Here is an 18,370-nt window from a genome sequence, read left to right on the forward strand (position 1 = left end):
GTGCCGGAATTCAAGCAGTTCCTGCTCGCCGACACCGCCGAAGGCCTGACCGAAGCCGAGATTCTCGGCTGGCGCGTGCAGCCGGGCGACGCGGTGACGGTGAACCAGATCGTGGTCGAGGTCGAGACGGCCAAGGCCGCGGTCGAGCTGCCCATCCCGTGGGCGGGCAAGGTTACCGAGCTGCTCGTCGAGCCGGGCCAGACGGTGGAGGTCGGCGCGCCGATCCTGACTATCGACGTGGACCCGGCCGGCGTGGCGAAGAACGGTTCCGCCCCGGCCGCCGCCGAGGAGGAGATGAAGCCCCTCGTCGGCTACGGCTCGAAGACGGTGCAGGCGAAGCGGCGAACCCGTAAGGCTCCCGCCGAGAAAGCGCCTGAGCAGCCACAACCCGAGCCGGTCGCGAAGGGCGGGTACGTCCCGTTGGCGAAGCCCCCGGTGCGCAAGCTGGCGAAGGACCTCGGTGTCGACTTGACGACCCTGTCCGCGGGCGGCGAAGTGATCACCCGTGAAGACGTCGAGCGGGCGGCTTCCCCTGCCGCACCGAAGAAGACGGGCGAGCGCGAGCGGCGAGTGCCGATCAAGGGTGTCCGCAAGGCCACCGCGCAGGCGATGGTCTCGAGCGCCTTCACCGCCCCGCACGTCACGGAGTTCCTCACCATCGACGTGACGCCGATGATGGAGCTACGCGAAAAGCTGAAGAAGCACCCGGGCTTCGCGGGCGTGAAACTCACCCCGCTCGCGTTCGCCGCGAAGGCGGTTTGCCTTGCGGTGAAACGGACTCCGGACGTCAACGCGACCTGGGACGAGGAAGCGGGCGAGATCGTCTACAAGGACTACGTGCACCTCGGGATCGCCGCGGCGACCCCGCGCGGGCTCGTGGTCCCGAAGATCCGGGACGCCGACGCGATGTCGCTGGCTGAGCTGGCCGGCGCGCTGGAGCAGCTGACAAGTACCGCCAGGGAAGGGAAAACCACCCCGGCCGACATGCTCAACGGCACGATCACGATCACCAACGTCGGGGTGTTCGGAGTGGACACCGGTACGCCGATCATCAACCCCGGCGAGGCCGCGATCCTGGCGTTCGGCGCGATCAAGGACATGCCCTGGGTCGTGGACGGCGAACTGGCGGTGCGCAAGGTGCTCCAGCTCGCGCTGAGCTTCGACCACCGGCTCGTCGACGGGCAGCAGGGTTCGCAGTTCCTCGCCGATGTCGGGGCGCTGCTGGCCGACCCGGCGATGGCGATCACCTTCTGAGCCAACAAGAAAGCCGCTCCCCGGCAACAGGGGAGCGGCTTTTTTGTTGCTATTTGGGAAGATGCGGGCGCTTGCCCGGCTCCTGCGTCGGCGGCTTGTCGACCGTCGGCGGGACGGTCGGGGCGGGCAGGTTCGCGGCTTCGTAGCGGGACAGCGTCAGCGGGCCCGAGGTGTCCGGCAGCGTCGGCGGCTTGGATTTGGCTTCGTTGAAGCGGAAAGCCGAGGTCAGGTCGCCGAAGGTCTTGCGGCGCCAGCCCGAGATGTTCGACTCGGTGACGCCGGTGAGCTGCTCCAGGAACCGCAGCTGCGAGGTGTGGTCGAAGTTCTCGCTGCACACCCAGCCGCCCGCGGTCCACGGCGAGACGATCACGCAGGGCACGCGGAACCCGCCGCCGACCCACAGGCCGTTGCCCTTGGTGCCGCCGTGCGAGGTGCCGGTGACGAACTCGTCCGGCGTGCCTGCGGGCGGGATCGGCGGGACGACGTGGTCGAACAGCCCGTCGTTCTCGTCGTAGGACAGGATGAACACGGTCTTGGCCCACACCTCGGGGTTCGAGGCGATGGCGTCGATCTTGCTGGCGACGAAGGCGGCGCCGTCGGCCGGCGTGTAGTTCGGGTGCTCCGACTGCGTGCTGGTGGTGATGATCCAGGAGACGGTCGGCAGCTTGTCGTTGCGCGCGTCGTACTCGAACTGGCCTTCGGGGCGGTGCGTGAGCCCGTTGTCGTACAGCTCGGAACCGGGCGCGGAGTTCTTGAACGCCGCGAAGTTCTCCAGCATGTTGCAGCCGTAGGTGTCGTCCTGCTCGTAGACCTTCCAGCTGACCCCGGCCTCGGTGAGCCGCTCCGCGTAGGTCTTCCAGGTGTAGCCGCCGGCGGGCACGGTGTTGTCGAGGATCGGGCCGCCGTTCTCCGCGTTCGGGTCGACGGTGCCGGTCATCCACATCATCCGGTTCGGCCACGTCGGGCCGAGCACCGAGCAGAAGTACGCGTCGCACACCGTGAAGGACTCCGCGAGCGCGAACTGGAACGGCAGGTCGGCGCGGGTGTGGTAGCCCATCACGTACGGGCCGTTCTTGCCGTCGGCCTTGCGGTGGGCGGGCAGCCAGTTGTCCATCTTGCCGTTGTTCAGCGAGTCGTGCTGGACCTGCCAGGCGTGCGACGTCGACGGGATCTTCTGCGCGTTCGTGGCGTGCGTGTCGAGGTGGAACGGCAGCGCGTAGCCCGCCGGGTTCGCCGTGTCGGGCTGGTAGAAGACCGACTTTCCGTTCGAAAGCTTCAGCGCGTCCGGGTCGTTGAAGCCGCGGACACCCGAGAGCGTGCCGTAGTAGTGGTCGAACGAGCGGTTCTCCTGCATGAGCAGGACGACGTGCTCGATGTCGGCCAGCGACCCGTGTTTCGGCGCCTCCTGCGCGAGCGCGCGCTGGACGTTGGGCGGGAGCAGGGTCGCCGCGGCAGCGGTCGCCGCCGCTCCTGCCGCCGAGCCGAGCAGTCGTCTCCGGGTGACTTCGGACATGGCTGAAGGCCTCCAGTGGGTTCGGGAAGGGCAAAACCTCCGCAACCCTGCTCGCCTTGCACGCCGTTGGTCACTACCTCGAACCAACTCCGGAAGAACAACCAATGACCAACTTCGCGAAATCGCCCATCAAGTGACGATCAGCCGCTCGCCGCTTTCGACGTGGTCCTGCTTGTGGCGCAACAAGTCCAATCCCGCCTCGGACGCGCTGCCCGGCGCGGCGAAGTCGAGGTGCCCGGCGAGTAGCAGGTGCACGAGCCGGTTCCAGGCCAGGATTTCGTTGCGTACACCCAAAACCACGGCCGGCACGTCGTGCATGGCGTTGATCAGCTGCAGGGTCCCGCGGCGCACTGTTGCCGGACGCGTGCGGCGGCGCTTCGCGGGCGTCGGCCGGGCGAGGTCGTGCAGATGCGCGCGCTCGTCCTCGTCAAGGCGCAACGCGCGAGCGAGCGCCAGGCGCAATGTCGGCTGGGGCAACGTCGCCGGTCTGCTGGCATTCCTGACCGAGACTTCGCTCGTGTTCCTGCTGCCCCTGTGCTTGCAGGATGTGCTCGGCTACTCGCCGCTGGAGGCCGGGCTGTCCTCCGCCGTGCTGGGCGTCGGCCTGGTTCTCGGTGCAGGCGCTGGCCACGTTCTCGCTCGTGTTCCTCGGTCCGGCCCCGGCGTGGATTGCGCTGCTCCTGGTCGCGACTTTCGTCGGTGGCGAGGCGGACGCCGCGCTGAACGTGGCGCTGCCGGCCGCCGTGGTCCTGGGAGTCGTGGTGACCCGGAAACGACCGAAGGCCCCTTCCCTGAACTTCGGGAAAGGGCCTTCGGTGTGAGAGCGGATGACGGGATTCGAACCCGCGACCCTCACCTTGGCAAGGTGATGCGCTACCAGCTGCGCTACATCCGCACGCCCGGCATCAACCGGTGCGCACACTCTATACCCTCCCTACGGAGGCCGTGACAGGCACCCGGTCGGAGGTAACTCCGTCACTCCCGGAGTACAAGGGGTGACGGCAAGCGCTTCTCTCCGTATGGTGTCTCCATTCAACCGAACGGGGTAGTGCCCCGCCCGGGGAGGAGGTGCCTGGCCGGATGACGGAGGAAGCGACGGTACCGGAGCAACGCACGGTATCGGCCGATGAGCAGGCTCTTCTGCGTCGCCTCCGTGCAGGCGAAGACCAGGCGTTCAGCGAACTTTTCGAGCTTCACGCGTCGGCCGTGCGCCGGCTCGCGCGCGGGCTCGCCAGCGACGCCTCCGAGGCCGAGGACATCACCGCGGAGACCTTCTTTCGCGTGCTGCAGGCATTGCGCCGCGGCTCGGGTCCGCGTGACCACGTTCGGGCGTATTTGCTGACCGTCGCCAGACGCGTTTCGTGGGAGTGGCACGGTGCCCGCCGCGATGTCCCGGTGACCGACGACGAACTGACCCACCGCGCCGGAGCCGGCGCGGACGCGCACGCGCGCACGGCCGAAGCCAGCCTGATCGCGACAGCCTTCACGAGCCTGCCCGAACGCTGGCGTTCGGTGTTGTGGCAGACGGAGGTCGAGGGCGAGCAGCCCGCCGTCGTCGCGCCACACTTCGGGCTGAGCGCGAACGCGACGGCGGCGCTCGCGCGGCGAGCCCGGCAAGGGCTGCGCGCGGCGTACCTCCAGGCGCATCTGGCGATCAACCGCGAGTCCGACGTCAGCTGCCGGGGGGTGATCGAAAAGCTCGGCGGGTACACCGCCGGCAGTGTGACGGGCGCCGAGGCGACCAAGATCAGGACCCACCTGCTCGGTTGTGCCTCCTGCCGGTCGATGCACGCCGAACTGCGCGAAGTCTGCTCCTCGCTGCGTGCCCACGCCGGCGTACTCGCGATGCTGGTGCCCGCCACGGCGGCAGGCGTCGGCGCGGCCTCCGGTTCCGGGGTGCTCGCCACCCTCAAGGGCGTGCTCTTCTCGAAGCTGAAGGTCGGGATAGCGCTCGCGTCCACGGCCGCGGCCGGGGTCGTCGGCATCACCGCCGGGCCCGCGATGCTGAACTCGGACCACACGCAGGTCATCGGCCTGCCGCAGAGCGGGATCGAACTGGAGATCTCGCAGCCACAGCCCACGTTGCTCAGCCCGCCGCCGAACCAGCCGGGCAGGCCGGACGAGGCCACGCTGCAGTACCCGGGCAACGGCGCGAACCCGCCGTCGAAGCAGAGCACCGGCCGCGCGGAACAGCCGGCGCAGCAACAAGAACCGAAGCAGCAAGAACCCAAGCAGCAGGGCTCCGCGCCGGTCGAGCAGAAGCCCGCGCAGGCGCCCGCCGGCAAGACGGACGGAACAACGCCGCGCGACGACACCTCGACGGGCGTGGACTCGCGTGACGATCTCCCCTCGTCGGGCACCACGTACAGCTCCACCGAGAGCTCGCCGAGCAAGCACGGGCGGGACTCGAAGAGCCGCTCGCGGGCGGATCTGCCGAGTTCGGACGAGGACGAGGCGCCGTCGGGGCTCCTGGAGTGGTTGCTGCCGATCGTGCGGGACGAGCCGGCGACGACGACCGAATCCGGTGAGTCCGGGTCATCCGGTTAGACGATCTTCACGCGGACCTCGCGCGGCGCGGCTCGGCCACGCTACCGTTGTTGACGCTCAAGACGTTCGAGCGTGACCCGGGAGGCCACGGAAGATGAACCGGCTGGTGCAAGGCGGAGACGGCCGGGAATGGGTCCTCCGGGCGCAGATGGAGTGGCGCCGTCCGGCCACGGTCGAGGACTTCGAACACGACGTCGCGGGCAGTCCGGCGCCGGGCATCGCGATGCTGGTCGTCGCCATCGTGCTCGCGGTTATCCTGGTGGCCTGGTTGCCCGACGGGGTCGTCGTCCCGCCGTGGGTGATCTGGGGCCTGCTGCTGATCGGCCTGTTCTTCCCGCTGCGGTGGACGTTGAACCGGCCGTGGACAGTGGTCGCCGAGACCGAGGGCGACGGGCTGGGTGAGCACCCGCCCGAGCGCTGGGTCGGCATCGTGCCGGGGATGTTCCGGGTGCGCGGCGAGGTGACCAAGGTGGCCAAGACCATCCAGCGCGAGTCGCTGCCGGACTTCGACGGCCCCCTGCATCCCATGGAGTGAGCCATGCCCGAACTGCCCGAGGTCGAGGCACTCGCGCACCATCTGCGCGAGCACGCCGTCGGCCGGACGGTGACCCGGATCGACGTGGCCTCGCTGAGCGTGCTCAAGACAGTGACCCCGGCGTGGACGGACCTGCACGGCCGCGAGGTCACCGCCGCCGGACGGCACGGCAAGCACCTCGACCTCGACTGCGACGGGCTGCACTTGGTGGTGCACCTGGCCCGCGCGGGCTGGCTGCGCTGGTCCGACTCCCTCTCGCCCACCCCGCCGAAGCCCGGCAGAGGCCCGCTGGCGTTCCGCGTCCACCTCGGCGGCCCCGGTTTCGACCTGACCGAGGCCGGCACGAAGAAGGGCCTCGCGGTGTGGATCGTGCGCGACCCCCAGGAGGTGCCGAGCATCGCACGGCTCGGCCCGGACGCGCTCGAGTTGACCAGGGAGAAGCTCGGCGAGTTGTTCACGGGCCGCACGGAGCGGCTGAAAACCGCCCTGACGGACCAGTCGCTGATAGCCGGGATCGGCAACGCCTATTCCGACGAAATCATGCACACGGCCAAACTGTCGCCTTACGCCACACCGGGAAAGCTGTCCGAGGAAGCGCTGGACAGGCTCTCCGACGCGATCCACGAAGTGCTCACCGGAGCGGTCGAGCGTTCGGTCGGACAGGATGCCGCGCGGCTGAAGGGCGAGAAGCGCTCGGGGCTGCGTGTGCACGCCAGAGCGGGTCTGCCGTGCCCGGTCTGTGGTGACACGGTTCGCGAGATTTCCTTCGCGGACAAGGCTTTCCAGTACTGCCCGACGTGCCAGACCGGCGGCAAGCCGCTCGCCGACCGCAGGATGTCCCGCCTGCTCAAGTAGTCCAAAGGGGACGGTCGCGCTGCGTGCCGTCCCGGTTCACCCGTTCGGCCGCCCGGCCGGACACAGCCCCACTGAAAGCGCTCGCAGTCGCGCTGTCGGTAAACTCGCCCCTACCCCTGGGTGTTGATCTCTACACAGAAAGTGGGCTCGAAGGCTTGCACCTGACCGGGCAAGCGCAGAGCATTGACGCCGTGTCCGAGTTGCCGATCGCGCAGATCATTCCGTGGAGCGTCGCGGGCCTGCTGCTGATCGCTGTCCTGATCCTGCTCGCCCGCTCGCGCAAGCCGAGCAGCTTCGTCGACGACGCGGTTCTGGAAGCCGTGTACCACATGTCGAAGGCGACGCCGGACCTGCGCGAAGGCTTCGACGGGGCCTCCGCGGACAGGATCACCTCGCAGCTGCTGGAGCTGCTCAAGTGCGTCGCCGTCGGCATCACGGACCCCGAAGGCGCGCTGGCCTCCTGGGACGGCGAGGCGAACGACCACTACCTCGACCTGACCTCCGCGGTCAGCCTGGCCATCCGCAAGCACCGCCGCGAGGTCGTCTCGCACGACGACGTGCCGTGCGACCACCGCGGCACCTGCAAGATGAAGACGGCGGTGATCGTCCCGCTGATCGTCGAGGGCGAGATCGAGGCGGTGCTCATCGTCGTCGGCCGCACCCGGGGCAAGCGGCTGGTGCAGATGGCCGACGCGGTCGCCCAGTTCGTCACCACCCAGTTCGAACTGGCCCGCCTCGACGAGTTGAAACTGCAGCTGCAGCAGGCCGAGATCAAGGCGCTGCGCGCGCAGATCTCCCCGCACTTCATCTACAACGCGCTGAACACGATCTCCTCGCTGATCCGCACCGATCCCGAGGAGGCGCGCGAGCTGCTGCAGGAGTTCGCCGACTTCACCCGCTACTCGTTCCGCACCTCCGGCATGTTCACCTCGCTCGCCGACGAGCTGCGCAACATCGACCGCTACCTGACCATCGAGCGCGCTCGCTTCGGCGGCAGGCTCGAGGTCCGGCTCAAGATCGCGCCCGAGGTGCTCTCGGTCGTCGTGCCGTTCCTGATCATCCAGCCGCTCGTGGAGAACGCCGTGCAGCACGGGCTGGCGAACAAGCCCACCGGCGGCATGGTCACGGTGACGGCGCAGGACTACGGCACGGAGGCGTTGATCAGCGTCGAGGACGACGGCATCGGGATGGACCCGGCGCGGCTGTCGGACCTGCGCAACTCGCACCGCACCGGCGCGCACGTCGGGCTCGGCAACATCAACGCGCGGATGCGGCAGCTGTTCGGCGACGAGTACGCGCTGATGGTCGAGACGGCGCCGGGCGCGGGCATGAAGGTGACGCTGCGGGTGCCGAAGTTCGCGCCGGGCGTACGCACGGAGCTCCCGGACTACTCGGCCGCGGTGCCGCCGCAGGAGTCGCGCACCAACGGTTCGCCGGCGCACGCCCGCCGCAGCAGCTGACCTGACTGCGGTCTCAGCTGGTTCGGCCTAACCTGGCGGCCATGACCAGCCTGACCGACAAAGTGACCAGCCGGATCCCGCGGATCGGCGAACGGGGCGACCGCAAGGACGTCGTCGCGGTGGTCAAACTGCACGGCGTGATCACGCCGACGCCGTCCCCGCTCGCCCGTGGCACGATCAACCTCGCCGCCGTGGAGTCCGCGCTGACCAGGGCCTTCGACCACGACCGGCTCCAGGCCGTGGCACTGCTGATCAACTCGCCGGGCGGGGCGCCGACGCAGTCGGGGCTCGTCGCGGAGCGGATCCGGCAGCTCGCCGCGAAGAAGCCGGGCGTGCCGGTGATCGCGTTCTGCGAGGACCTCGCGGCCTCCGGCGGCTACTGGCTGGCCTGCGCGGCCGACGAGATCTACGCGCACCGCACCTCGCTGGTCGGCTCGATCGGCGTCGTCAGCGGCGGGTTCGGGTTCACCGGCCTGCTCGAACGGTTCGGCATCGAGCGGCGGCTGCACACGGCGGGGGAGAACAAGTCGAGGCTCGACCCGTTCCGCCCGGAGAAGCCCGAGGACGTCGAGTGGCTGGAGAAGATGCACGGCCAGCTGCACGAACTGTTCGTGGACTGGGTGCAGGAGCGGCGCGGCGGCAAGCTGACCGACGGCGAGAACCTCTTCACCGGCGACGTCTGGCTCGGCGCCAAGGCGCTCGAGCTGGGCTTGGTCGACGGGCTCGGCAACCTCCGCGAGGTGATCGCCGAACGTTACCCGGACGCCGAAATCACCGTCGCGGAGCCGAAGAAGCCCTTGCTGGCGCGGCTCGGCCTCGGTGCGCCCGCGGCCGCGAGCGCCCTGCTCGACGCGGTGTCCCAGCGCGCGGCCTGGTCGAGGTTCGGGTTGTAATGTGATCGCCCGAGCGCGGTATGGACACCGACCTCCGCCCTAGGCAGGATGCGAATCACTGTGAGTGCGCAAAATGACACCCGACGGCTGCTCGTTCTCGCGGTGGACGACGAGCCGCACGGGCTGAGCCTGCTCGTCGAGAGCTTGCAGAACAACCCCCACATCGGCCGCGTGTTCACCGCGGTCGACGCGTCGGAAGCGCTGCGGCTGCTGGCCTCCGACGATCCGCAGCTGCTCGAGCGCAAGGATCGCGGGCTGCCCGCGATCGACGCGGTCTTCGCCGATCTGCAGATGCCCGGCCTGTCCGGGATGGAGATGGCGCGCGTGTTCTCCGCGCTGAACCCGGCGCCGGTGCTGGTGTTCGTCACCGGGCACGCGTCGGAGGCGGTGAACGCGTTCGACCTCGGCGCGGTGGACTACCTGCTCAAGCCCTGCAACCAGAACAGGCTGGACAGGGCGGTGGAGCGGGTGCTGGACAAGCTGCGCTCCACGCCGGCGCCGAGCGGCGAAAGCCCCGCGGCCCCGGCGAAACCGGACGACGACGAGGTCATCCCGGTCGAGCTCGCGGGCACCACGAAACTCGTCCCGCGCTCCAGCGTGCGGTGGGTCGAGGCGCAGGGCGACTACGCGCGGCTGTTCACCACGGACGGCAACAGCCACCTGGTCCGCATCCCGTTGACCCAGCTCGAAGAGCGCTGGGAGAAGGCGGGTTTCGTGCGCATCCACCGCTCGTTCCTGGTGGCGCTGAACTTGATCACCGAACTGCGCATGGGCCAGGGCGGTTACCAGGTGGTGATCGGCAACGACGAGAAGCTGCTGCCGGTCTCGCGGCGGCACACCCGTGAGCTGAAGGACCGGCTGACCGGCGGCCGATGAACGACGACTACCTCCGCCGCGTGGAGGGGGTCCGGGAGCCGGACCCCACCCTCGGCAAGAACTACGCGCCGCACGAGCCGGCCATCGTCGAGCGGGTGCCCGCCGCGCCTGAGGAGGAGGCGAAGGCAGAGCCCGCCGCGAAGCCGCCGAAGCGGCAACGCGTGGTGCTGGCCGACCCGCGCTCGAAGAACGCGCCGACGTTGCGCGCGCGGGTGGAGCTCGAGGAGCAGACGTCGTGGGGCACGCTGCTGATCAACGACCTGGTGAAGCGCCAACTGCGCACCGGGTTCATGCTCGCGGGGATCGTGCTCGTCGTACTCGGCGCGTTCCCGCTGGCCTTCTACCTGTCCCCGGGTTTCGCCGGGCTGCGGGTGATCGGGGTGCCGCTGGCGTGGCTGCTGCTCGGAATTCTGCCGTTCCCGCTGTTGCTCGTCACCGGTTTGGTCTACAACAGGCTTGCGGAGCGTCACGAGCGTGACTTCGTGGACATGATCGAAAGTTAAGGCTGCAGCGCCGATGGTTACCAATCCGACCGGCAGTCACGGCTATCGACTCGCGCAGGTCGGCTGCCGGTCGAGCGGGTCGGCCTGCTTTAGGTCGGATTGGTAACTTCCCCCTGTGGAAATGAACCCGTGGGTACTGACCGGCATCGTGCTGGTCGCCGCGCTGACCTTTTACCTGGGTCATCGCTCGTCCCGGTTCGCCAACTCCACGCACGACTTCCTCGTCGCGCGGCGGACTGTCCGCTCGCGCCGCAACGCCGCCGCCATCTCCGGTGAATACCTTTCCGCCGCGTCGTTCCTCGGCGTCGCCGGGATCGTGTTGAAGGAGGGCGCGGACGGGCTCTGGTACCCGATCGGCTTCACGGCGGGCTACCTCGCGCTGATGCTGTTCGTCGCCGCGCCGCTGCGCCGCTCGGGCGCGTATACGCTGCCGGACTTCCTCGAAGCGCGCCTCGGTTCGGTCGCGCTTCGCCGCTGTGCCACGGCTTTCGTGGTGTTGATCGGGATCATGTACCTCGTTCCGCAGCTGCAGGGCGCCGGGCTCGCGCTGCACACGGTGCTGCCCGGCGTGCCGCTGTGGGTCGGCGCGCTCGCGGTCACCGTGCTCGTGGCGGGCAACGTGCTCGCCGGCGGGATGCGCGCGATCACGGTGGTCCAGGCCTTCCAGTACTGGCTCAAACTGTTCGCGATCGCGGTGCCCGCGTTCGTGTTGTGCGCGGTTTTCGTTGTGGGGCAACACTCCAGCCCCAGTGGGGCGCTCGGCGACGCCGCGCCACCGGTGTTCTCCCAGGACACCACGGTCGCCGTGCAGACCGACGTCGGGCTGCGGGTCGACGTGGTCACCCCGGTGCGGATCAAGGATCCCGGCGCGACCACCGAGCGGACGGTGGTCTGGGCCAAGGGCGCCACCGAGCAGGTCGCCAAGGACACCCAGCTGAAGTTCGCCGCGGGCACCCCGGTTCCGGTGGTCGAGGACGCGGTCGCGAACAACTCCGACTGGCTGCGGCCCGGTTCCGGCGGGCTCGGCGACCTGCTGCAGACGTACTCCCTGATCCTCGCGACCTTCCTCGGCACGATGGGCCTGCCGCACGTGCTGGTCCGCTTCTACACCAACCCCGACGGCAAGGCCGCCCGGCGCACCGCGGTGCACGTCCTGTTGCTGCTCGGACTGTTCTACCTGTTCCCGACACTGCTCGGGGTGATCTCGCGGATGTACGTGCCGGAGCTGCTCGTGACCGGGCAGACCGACGCGGCGGTGCTGCGGCTACCGCAGTCCGTGTTGCCCGGCGTCGCGGGCGAAGTGCTGACAGCGGTGGTGATGGCCGGTGCTTTCGCCGCGTTCCTGTCGACGTCTTCGGGGCTGCTGGTGAGTGTCGCCGGGGTGGTCTCGACCGACCTGTTCAAGGGCCGGGTACCGGATTTCCGTTGGGCCACCGGCATTGTCGCCGTGATCCCGGCGGTGCTGGCGCTGACGATGCGGCCCACCGACCTGTCGCTGAGCGTCGGGATGTCGTTCGCGCTGGCGGCTTCGACGTTCTCCCCGTTGCTGGTGCTGGGCATCTGGTGGCGGCGGCTGACCTGGCCGGGCGCGATGGCCGGGATGATCGTCGGCGGCGGGCTGGTGATCGCCGCGATCGTGCTGAACACGGTGAGCGGTTACACCGGAAACTGGGCGCCGTGGCTCGCGGATCAGCCGGCGCTGCTCACCGTGCCCGCCGCGTTCCTGGTGACCGTGCTGGTCAGCCTGGCGACGAAGGACGGCACGCCCGCGGACGTCAACGCCGTGATGCTGCGGCTGCACGCGCCGGACCCGCTGGGCTTCATGCGCGACCGCGCGGTGGCGCGGTTCGGCCAGGTGCAGAACAAGGAGCGCACCGGCAAGGGCAGGCACCGCAAGTAGCGGGCCGTCAGCGCTGGAGCCCGATCAAGCACTTGATGTCTGGTTCACCCGGATGGCGGTGTCTTGGTGCGCCATTGAATCTCGTTTGACCTTTGCTGACTCAGTGCTACCAGAAATTTGGACATTATTGTCCGAAAGGGATAGAAATCGGCTCTACGGACAGTAAAGTAACTCACTCGAAAGGATTAACAACTTACCTGGCCTTTAAGGGCAAGATCTACCGCAGCCGTCGACCGGAAGAGGTAGTGATCATGTACAGGGAGGTCGTCCCGTGAGTACCACCGACCAGGGCCTCAGCGATGGGACAGGCCCGGGCAGCGACTGGAAACAGGTCCAGGACAGTCCGGAGTTCCGGCAGCTGCGCCACCGGCTCCGCTCGTTCGTCTTCCCGATGACGGTGCTCTTCCTCGCCTGGTATCTCGTCTACGTCCTGCTCGCCGCCTACGCGCACGACTTCATGTCCACGAAGCTGGTCGGCAACTTCAACGTCGGCCTGCTGATCGGCCTGCTGCAGTTCGTCTCGACGTTCGTCATCACCGGTGTCTACGTCCGTTACGCGAACCGGAAGCTCGACCCGGTCGCCGACGAAATCCGCGACGGCATCGAAGGGGGCGCCGCGTGAGGAACCTCGCCGCGAGCGTCGAGGGCAGCAACCCGACGCTCAACATCATCATCTTCGCGCTCTTCGTCGCGATCACGCTGGTGATCGTGTTCTGGGCCAGCCGCAACACCAAGACGGCCTCGGACTACTACGCCGCGGGCCGCGCGTTCACCGGGCCGCAGAACGGCATCGCGATCTCCGGTGACTACCTGTCCGCCGCGTCGTTCCTCGGCATCGCCGGTGCCATCGCGGTCAACGGCTACGACGGGTTCCTCTACTCCATCGGGTTCCTGGTGGCGTGGCTGGTCGCGTTGCTGCTGGTCGCGGAACTGCTGCGCAACACCGGCAAGTTCACGATGGGCGACGTGCTGGCGTTCCGGATGAAGCAGCGCCCGGTGCGAGCCGCGGCAGCGGTCTCCACGCTGATCGTTTCGTTCTTCTACCTGCTCGCGCAGATGACCGGCGCCGGCGGGCTGGTGAACCTGCTGCTGGGTGTCCAGGGCAACGTCGGGCAGGACGTCGTGATCGCCGTCGTCGGCGTGATCATGGTGCTGTACGTCCTGATCGGCGGGATGAAGGGCACCACGTGGGTGCAGATCATCAAGGCCGGGCTGCTGATCATCGGCGCGCTCGCGATGACGATCTGGGTGCTCGCGAAGTACGGGTTCAACTTCTCCAGCCTGCTGCAGGCGGCCGTGGACAAGGCGGGTGGCGGCGCCAAGGGCGAGGCGCTGCTCGACCCCGGCAAGCAGTACGGCAAGACGGGCACGAGCAAGCTGGACTTCCTGTCGCTGGGCATCGCGCTGGTGCTCGGCACGGCGGGCCTGCCGCACGTGCTGATGCGCTTCTACACGGTGCCCACCGCGCGTGACGCGCGGAAGTCCGTGGTGTGGGCGATCGGGCTGATCGGCGTCTTCTACCTGTTCACCCTGGTGCTGGGCTACGGCGCGGGTGCGCTGGTCGGCGCGGAAAAGATCAGCAAGGCGCCGGGCACGACGAACTCCGCCGCCCCGCTCCTCGCGCTCGAACTCGGCGGGCCGGTGCTGCTCGGGTTCATCGCGGCGGTCGCGTTCGCGACGATCCTCGCGGTGGTCGCCGGGCTGACGATCACGGCTTCGGCCTCCTTCGCGCACGACGTGTACGCGAACGTGATCAAGAAGGGCAAGGTCGACAGCAAACAGTCCGAGGTGCGGGTCGCCCGGATCACGGCACTGGTGATCGGCGCGATCGCGATCGTCGGCGGCATCCTCGCCAAGAGCCAGAACGTCGCCTTCCTGGTGGCGCTTGCGTTCGCGGTGGCCGCCTCGGCGAACCTGCCGACGCTGCTGTACTCGCTGTTCTGGAAACGGTTCAACACCAGGGGCGCGCTGTTCAGCATCTACGGCGGGCTGATCGTCACCATCGTGCTGATCGTGTTCTCGCCCGCGGTGTCCGGCGAATCCACGTCGATGATCAAGGGTGCGGACTTCGCCTGGTTCCCGTTGTCGAACCCGGGCCTGGTGTCCATTCCGCTCTCGTTCTTCCTCGGCTGGCTCGGCACCGTGCTGTCCAAGGAGAGCAACGAAGACAAGTACGCGGAGATGGAGGTGCGCGCGCTCACCGGCGCCCACGCCGAGAAGGCCACCGCGCACTGACGCTTTCCCAGTGAACGCCCCAGTGAAGGCCACCGTCCGGCTGGACGGTGGCCTTCACTGCATCTCATGTGCAGCAAACGGGGTCGCGTGCGACGATGTCGGACGTGAATCCCGCTGAACTTCCCACCGTGTCGGTCACCGAACTGCCGTCAGGCGAACTGACGCTGCTCGACGTGCGGGAGGACGACGAGTGGGCCGCCGGGCACGCGCCGGGAGCGGTGCACATCCCGCTCGGTGAGCTGCCCGGCCGCGTCGAGGAGCTCGCGAAGCTGCCCGACGACAAGCCGATCTACGTCGTCTGCCGCAGCGGCGGCCGGTCCGCTCGCGCCACCGCCTGGCTGAACGCCAGCGGCTGGGAGGCCGTGAACGTGGCAGGCGGAATGAAGTCCTGGCACACCGAGGGCCGCCCGGTCGAGGGCGATCACGACGGCGTGCCCCCGGAAATCCTGTAGATGCATCCCAGCCGGTACGCCCGTCCCCGCGTGCGCTGGGTGGCTTCACCGCCGCCCGGCGCTTTCGTGCCGCGCCGCGCGCGGCCGCCGGAGCGATACACCGGCCCGCCCGCGTACCCGGTGCCGCCCCGCTGGGGCTTCCCGAACCTCACCTGGCGCGAGCCGACGGCCGTGCCCGGCACGCCGTCGAGCTACCCGCGCCCGATGGAGCGGGTGCGGGTGCTGTCCCGCAACGCGATCACGATCCTGTGGTTCCTCGCCGGGCTCGCGGCGGTCGCCGCGATAGCCGAGTTCTGGCAGTACGCGCTGCTGGTGATCAGCCGCACTTCGGCGCTGGACACCGATGTCGTCACCTTCTCCGACAGCCTGAAGGTGATCGCCGCGCTGCTCTCGGTCATCTTCGGGGCGCTGGCGTTCGGCTCGGTGCTGTGGTGGCTTTACGTCGCCCGCCAGGCGGCGGCCGAGGAGAGCGGCCAGGAGCCGCCGCGGTCCAGCTGGCAGGTGCTGGCCGGCACGCTGATCCCGTTGCTGAACCTCGTGATGGCGGGGTCGATCCTCGCTGAGCTGGAACACGCCGCGTTGCGCCGCCCGGCCGTGAAGAGGCCGAGGCCCTCGCGGCTCGTGCTCGGCTGGTGGGCCACCTGGGTGCTGAACGAAGTGCTGCTCGTCGTGGTCATCGTGTGGCGTTTCCGCGGCGGGATCCAGGCGCAGGCCGACGGCGTGCTGCTGTCCGGGCTGCTCGACCTTTCGGCCGCCGGGCTTGCCGTACTGACCGCTGTGGTGCTGCAGCGCATCACGAGCCTGCTGGCGCCGATCCCGCTCGACAGGCTGCGGGTGCGCCGGGTCGTCGCCGTGAAGGGCGCGCCCCGCGCCACCGAGCGCCCGCCCCGCCCGGTCAGCGCTTCACGCTGAGACGGGCAGGGTCCGCAGCCCGCGGATGACGAATTCCGGCCTGCGCTCGGGCTCGCGCGCGAAACGCAGGTTCGGCGTCTTTTCCAGCAAAGCCCGCACGGCGGCGGCGATCTCGATCCGCGCCAGCGGGGCGCCGATGCAGTAGTGGATACCGGCGCCGAACCCGATGTGCTGGTTGGGCGTGCGGCCGACGTCGAAGGTGTCCGGATCTTCGAACACCTGCGGATCCCTCGCCGCGGCGCCGAGCAGGGCAGCGATCTTTTCGCCCTTCGCCACAGGAAACCCGGCTATCTCCAGGTCCTCCGTCGCCGTGCGCTCGAACAGCTGCAGCGGCGCGTCGTAGCGGATCAGTTCCTCGACAGCGCTTTCCGCGAGCGAAGGATCGTCGAGCAGGCGTTGCCACTGCGCGGGATGCCGCAGCAGCGCGGACACGCCGTTGCCGATCACGTTCACCGTCGCCTCGTGCCCGGCCATCAGCAGGAGCACCGCCGTGGCCACCACTTCGTCCTCGGTGAGGCCGGCGCGCACGAGGTCGCTCACCAGGTCCTCGCCGGGGTTCCGGTGGCTCAGCTCGCGCAGGTAGCCCGCGAACTCGGCGGCCGCGTTCTCCGCCGCGCGCCGCCCTTCTTCGGGCAGGCCGTACTCGTACATCTTCACGATCGCGTTCGACCACGGCACGAGGCGCGGCCGGTCGGCGTCGGGGATGTCCAGCAGTTCGGCGATCACCGCCACCGGCAGCGGCTGCGCCAGCTGCTCCAGCAGATCGGCCTCGCCGCTTTCCGCGATCCGCGCGACCAGGCCGTCCACCATGTCCCGCGCCAGCTCGCCGACCTTCGGCCGCAACCGCTCGACGTGCCCGCGGTTGAACGCCGCCGAGATCGACCGGCGCAGCCGCGTGTGCACCGGAGGTTCGTTCTCCAGCAAGGAGTTCCGGTGCAGCAGGTTGAACGAGACGAACCGCTCGGCCGGCTGCGCGTCGGACCAGATCCGGCCCAGCCCACGGTGCCGCAGCACGGCCGACGCGGCGGAATGCGACACGGCGACAGCGAGGCCCAGCCCCTCGTGCCGATGTACCTCGCCTTGCTCGCGCAGCCGCGCGAACTCCGGGTACGGGTCGGCGAGAAACTCCGGGTCACGGGGATCGAACACCCGGCGAGCGTATCCGGTAGCGTCTGCGCCCGAACTGCACGAGGAGGCGAAATGGGTAAGGCCGCGCGAAAGAAGAACAAGGCCCCGAAGGTGCGCGAGAAGTTCGTGGCGCAGCCCTTCGAGGGGCTTGCCGCCGAACCCGAACTGATCGCGCTGCGCGAGTTCGTGCCGTCGGCGACCGCGCCACTGTCCCTTGTGGACAGTCCGGATCGGGGGATCACGCTGGCCACCGTGCTGCCGATGGCCGCGGCCGCGTTCGTCCGCACGGACGGCGAGGTGTTCGTCGGGCTGCAGGTGCAGACACGGTCCTCCGACATCAGCCGCGACCTCGGCCGAGCCGTGCGCTGGGCGCTGGAGGCCGAGCCGGGCGACGTGCTCTCGGTACCGGACACCACGAGCGCGCCCGCCGAGGGTGAGCGGCTGCAGGACCTGCTGGTCGCGGACGCGGAGCTGGACGTCACGGTGCACACCGACTTCGGCTGGTGGCTGCCCGAGGACACCGACGCCGACGGCGAGGTCAAGCTTTCGCTGGACCGCGCGAACGAGGCGATCATGCCCACCGAACGGCTCGGCGCCGGTTCGTACTGGGTGCTCGCGGGGGAGAAGGCGCACCTGCGCTGGGTCCGCCCGGAGCCGGAGAACAAGCTGCTGCAGGCGCTCGCCCGGCTGTCCGCCGCCGGCGAACTCGGCCTCGGTGAGGGCTCCCGCTACGCCGGTTCGTTCCGCGCGCACGGGCTGCTCGTCCCGGTCTGGGACCTCGACCCGGAGGCGCATGCGCGCGAGTGGACGGAGCCGGCGAAGCAGCTCGGCGTCCGGCTCGACGAGGCGCTGGCGTCGCTGGACGACCAGCCGCTCGACGCCACCGAGCGCCGCGCCCGCGACGGGCTGATCGGCCGCCAGCTGACGCTGCGGTGATCCTGCACATCTGCGCCGAAGGGGACTGGACGGGCGGGGACTACCGCCCGTCCTCCCTGGACACGGTGGGTTTCGTGCACTGCTCCGATCCGGGCACCGCGCACCTGCCGGCCAACGCGCTCTACGCCGGACGTCGTGACCTCGTCCTGCTGGAGATCGACCCGGTGCGGCTCGGCGTCCCGCTGCGCTGGGAAGAGGGAGACCCTCCGCATCCTGCGGGTATCTGGTTCCCGCACGTCTACGGCCCGATCCCGGCGGAGGCCGTCCTAGCCGTGCATCCCTTCCCGCCGCGCGACGACGGCACCTTCCGGCTCCCCGCCGCCATCGCGAATCGGTAACCCCTGGCAACACCCCCGGGTCTCACGCGTCCC

The 18,370-nt window shown here is 69.2% G+C and carries 19 protein-coding genes and 1 tRNA gene; 16 read left to right on the forward strand and 4 right to left on the reverse strand.

Annotated features, from left to right (window positions below):
* Nucleotides 1-1,254 carry a dihydrolipoamide acetyltransferase family protein gene (locus tag FPZ12_RS00870; RefSeq protein WP_144745442.1) on the forward strand — a complete coding sequence of 418 codons (1,254 nt, stop codon included), beginning with the start codon at nucleotides 1-3 and terminating at the stop codon, nucleotides 1,252-1,254.
* Nucleotides 1,255-1,303: 49 nt separating this feature from the next.
* On the opposite strand, the gene FPZ12_RS00875 is transcribed toward FPZ12_RS00870, so the two are convergent.
* Nucleotides 1,304-2,767: an alkaline phosphatase family protein gene (locus tag FPZ12_RS00875; protein WP_144745443.1), complete on the reverse strand. Its 1,464-nt coding sequence runs from the start codon at nucleotides 2,765-2,767 to the stop codon at nucleotides 1,304-1,306.
* Nucleotides 2,768-2,896: 129 nt separating this feature from the next.
* Nucleotides 2,897-3,244 (reverse strand): MmyB family transcriptional regulator, encoded by a 348-nt coding sequence (locus tag FPZ12_RS00880; RefSeq protein WP_166462508.1) that lies wholly within the window; start codon nucleotides 3,242-3,244, stop codon nucleotides 2,897-2,899.
* Nucleotides 3,245-3,381: 137 nt separating this feature from the next.
* Between FPZ12_RS00880 and FPZ12_RS45965 the strand changes: the two genes are divergently transcribed.
* Nucleotides 3,382-3,588 (forward strand): hypothetical protein, encoded by a 207-nt coding sequence (locus FPZ12_RS45965; RefSeq protein ID WP_208025692.1) that lies wholly within the window; start codon nucleotides 3,382-3,384, stop codon nucleotides 3,586-3,588.
* Nucleotide 3,589: 1 nt separating this feature from the next.
* Here FPZ12_RS45965 and FPZ12_RS00890 read toward each other — a convergent pair.
* Nucleotides 3,590-3,662: transfer RNA gene (locus tag FPZ12_RS00890), tRNA-Gly, on the reverse strand.
* A 185-nt stretch (nucleotides 3,663-3,847) separates the two neighbouring features.
* Between FPZ12_RS00890 and FPZ12_RS00895 the strand changes: the two genes are divergently transcribed.
* The 12 genes from FPZ12_RS00895 to FPZ12_RS00950 all read left to right on the forward strand — a co-directional run bounded on the left by FPZ12_RS00895 (nucleotide 3,848) and on the right by FPZ12_RS00950 (nucleotide 15,935).
* Nucleotides 3,848-5,314 carry a sigma-70 family RNA polymerase sigma factor gene (locus tag FPZ12_RS00895; RefSeq protein WP_144745444.1) on the forward strand — a complete coding sequence of 489 codons (1,467 nt, stop codon included), beginning with the start codon at nucleotides 3,848-3,850 and terminating at the stop codon, nucleotides 5,312-5,314.
* Between the two features lie 94 nt (nucleotides 5,315-5,408).
* Nucleotides 5,409-5,849 (forward strand): DUF983 domain-containing protein, encoded by a 441-nt coding sequence (locus FPZ12_RS00900; protein ID WP_144745445.1) that lies wholly within the window; start codon nucleotides 5,409-5,411, stop codon nucleotides 5,847-5,849.
* 3 nt (nucleotides 5,850-5,852) lie between these two features.
* A complete protein-coding gene (locus FPZ12_RS00905) occupies nucleotides 5,853-6,704 on the forward strand; it encodes an Fpg/Nei family DNA glycosylase (protein ID WP_144745446.1) in 852 nt (283 codons plus the stop codon).
* A 182-nt stretch (nucleotides 6,705-6,886) separates the two neighbouring features.
* Nucleotides 6,887-8,164 (forward strand): GAF domain-containing sensor histidine kinase, encoded by a 1,278-nt coding sequence (locus tag FPZ12_RS00910; RefSeq protein WP_144745478.1) that lies wholly within the window; start codon nucleotides 6,887-6,889, stop codon nucleotides 8,162-8,164.
* 41 nt (nucleotides 8,165-8,205) lie between these two features.
* On the forward strand, nucleotides 8,206-9,057 hold the full coding sequence (locus tag FPZ12_RS00915) for a S49 family peptidase (protein WP_144745447.1): 852 nt from the start codon (nucleotides 8,206-8,208) through the stop codon (nucleotides 9,055-9,057).
* Nucleotides 9,058-9,105: 48 nt separating this feature from the next.
* Nucleotides 9,106-9,933 (forward strand): LytR/AlgR family response regulator transcription factor, encoded by an 828-nt coding sequence (locus tag FPZ12_RS00920; protein WP_144745448.1) that lies wholly within the window; start codon nucleotides 9,106-9,108, stop codon nucleotides 9,931-9,933.
* Nucleotides 9,930-10,436 (forward strand): DUF485 domain-containing protein, encoded by a 507-nt coding sequence (locus FPZ12_RS00925; protein WP_144745449.1) that lies wholly within the window; start codon nucleotides 9,930-9,932, stop codon nucleotides 10,434-10,436. The genes FPZ12_RS00920 and FPZ12_RS00925 overlap by 4 nt, the downstream gene beginning before the upstream one ends.
* A 115-nt stretch (nucleotides 10,437-10,551) precedes the next feature.
* Complete coding sequence (locus tag FPZ12_RS00930; protein ID WP_144745450.1) at nucleotides 10,552-12,336, forward strand: sodium/solute symporter; 1,785 nt, start codon at nucleotides 10,552-10,554, stop codon at nucleotides 12,334-12,336.
* Between the two features lie 271 nt (nucleotides 12,337-12,607).
* The gene (locus tag FPZ12_RS00935; protein ID WP_144745451.1) at nucleotides 12,608-12,958 is read left to right on the forward strand and encodes a DUF485 domain-containing protein; all 351 of its coding nucleotides are present in this window, start codon (nucleotides 12,608-12,610) and stop codon (nucleotides 12,956-12,958) included.
* Nucleotides 12,955-14,571, forward strand: coding sequence for a solute symporter family protein (locus FPZ12_RS00940; protein ID WP_144745452.1), 1,617 nt, complete (start codon nucleotides 12,955-12,957; stop codon nucleotides 14,569-14,571). The genes FPZ12_RS00935 and FPZ12_RS00940 overlap by 4 nt, the downstream gene beginning before the upstream one ends.
* 95 nt (nucleotides 14,572-14,666) lie before the next feature.
* Entirely contained in the window at nucleotides 14,667-15,023 is a 357-nt protein-coding gene (locus FPZ12_RS00945) for a rhodanese-like domain-containing protein (protein WP_144745453.1), read from the forward strand.
* A complete protein-coding gene (locus FPZ12_RS00950) occupies nucleotides 15,024-15,935 on the forward strand; it encodes a DUF4328 domain-containing protein (RefSeq protein WP_208025693.1) in 912 nt (303 codons plus the stop codon). It begins immediately after the preceding gene.
* On the opposite strand, the gene FPZ12_RS00955 is transcribed toward FPZ12_RS00950, so the two are convergent.
* On the reverse strand, nucleotides 15,927-17,084 hold the full coding sequence (locus tag FPZ12_RS00955; RefSeq protein ID WP_144745454.1) for a cytochrome P450: 1,158 nt from the start codon (nucleotides 17,082-17,084) through the stop codon (nucleotides 15,927-15,929). The genes FPZ12_RS00950 and FPZ12_RS00955 overlap by 9 nt on opposite strands.
* 51 nt (nucleotides 17,085-17,135) lie before the next feature.
* Here FPZ12_RS00955 and FPZ12_RS00960 point away from each other — a divergent pair, with 51 nt between their 5' ends.
* Both FPZ12_RS00960 and FPZ12_RS00965 read left to right on the forward strand, forming a co-directional pair.
* Nucleotides 17,136-17,999, forward strand: a complete 864-nt coding sequence (locus FPZ12_RS00960; protein WP_144745455.1) for a DUF5926 family protein — start codon at nucleotides 17,136-17,138, stop codon at nucleotides 17,997-17,999.
* Entirely contained in the window at nucleotides 17,996-18,337 is a 342-nt protein-coding gene (locus FPZ12_RS00965; protein WP_144745456.1) for a DUF952 domain-containing protein, read from the forward strand. The genes FPZ12_RS00960 and FPZ12_RS00965 overlap by 4 nt, the downstream gene beginning before the upstream one ends.
* Nucleotides 18,338-18,370 lie beyond the last annotated feature (33 nt).

Source organism: Amycolatopsis acidicola (assembly GCF_007713735.2).
GTDB classification, from domain to species: domain Bacteria; phylum Actinomycetota; class Actinomycetes; order Mycobacteriales; family Pseudonocardiaceae; genus Amycolatopsis_E; species Amycolatopsis_E acidicola.

Excerpts from the sequence above, each read along its gene's own strand:
- FPZ12_RS00925 (WP_144745449.1), top strand. The coding sequence starts at position 9,930 with ATGAACGACGACTACCTCCGCCGCGTGGAGGGGGTCCGGGAGCCGGAC.
- FPZ12_RS00960 (WP_144745455.1), top strand. The coding sequence starts at position 17,136 with ATGGGTAAGGCCGCGCGAAAGAAGAACAAGGCCCCGAAGGTGCGCGAG.
- FPZ12_RS00900 (WP_144745445.1), top strand. The coding sequence starts at position 5,409 with ATGAACCGGCTGGTGCAAGGCGGAGACGGCCGGGAATGGGTCCTCCGG.
- FPZ12_RS00950 (WP_208025693.1), top strand. The coding sequence starts at position 15,024 with ATGCATCCCAGCCGGTACGCCCGTCCCCGCGTGCGCTGGGTGGCTTCA.
- FPZ12_RS00895 (WP_144745444.1), top strand. The coding sequence starts at position 3,848 with ATGACGGAGGAAGCGACGGTACCGGAGCAACGCACGGTATCGGCCGAT.
- FPZ12_RS00920 (WP_144745448.1), top strand. The coding sequence starts at position 9,106 with ATGCGAATCACTGTGAGTGCGCAAAATGACACCCGACGGCTGCTCGTT.
- FPZ12_RS00945 (WP_144745453.1), top strand. The coding sequence starts at position 14,667 with ATGTCGGACGTGAATCCCGCTGAACTTCCCACCGTGTCGGTCACCGAA.
- FPZ12_RS00875 (WP_144745443.1), bottom strand. The coding sequence starts at position 2,767 with ATGTCCGAAGTCACCCGGAGACGACTGCTCGGCTCGGCGGCAGGAGCG.
- FPZ12_RS00905 (WP_144745446.1), top strand. The coding sequence starts at position 5,853 with ATGCCCGAACTGCCCGAGGTCGAGGCACTCGCGCACCATCTGCGCGAG.
- FPZ12_RS00915 (WP_144745447.1), top strand. The coding sequence starts at position 8,206 with ATGACCAGCCTGACCGACAAAGTGACCAGCCGGATCCCGCGGATCGGC.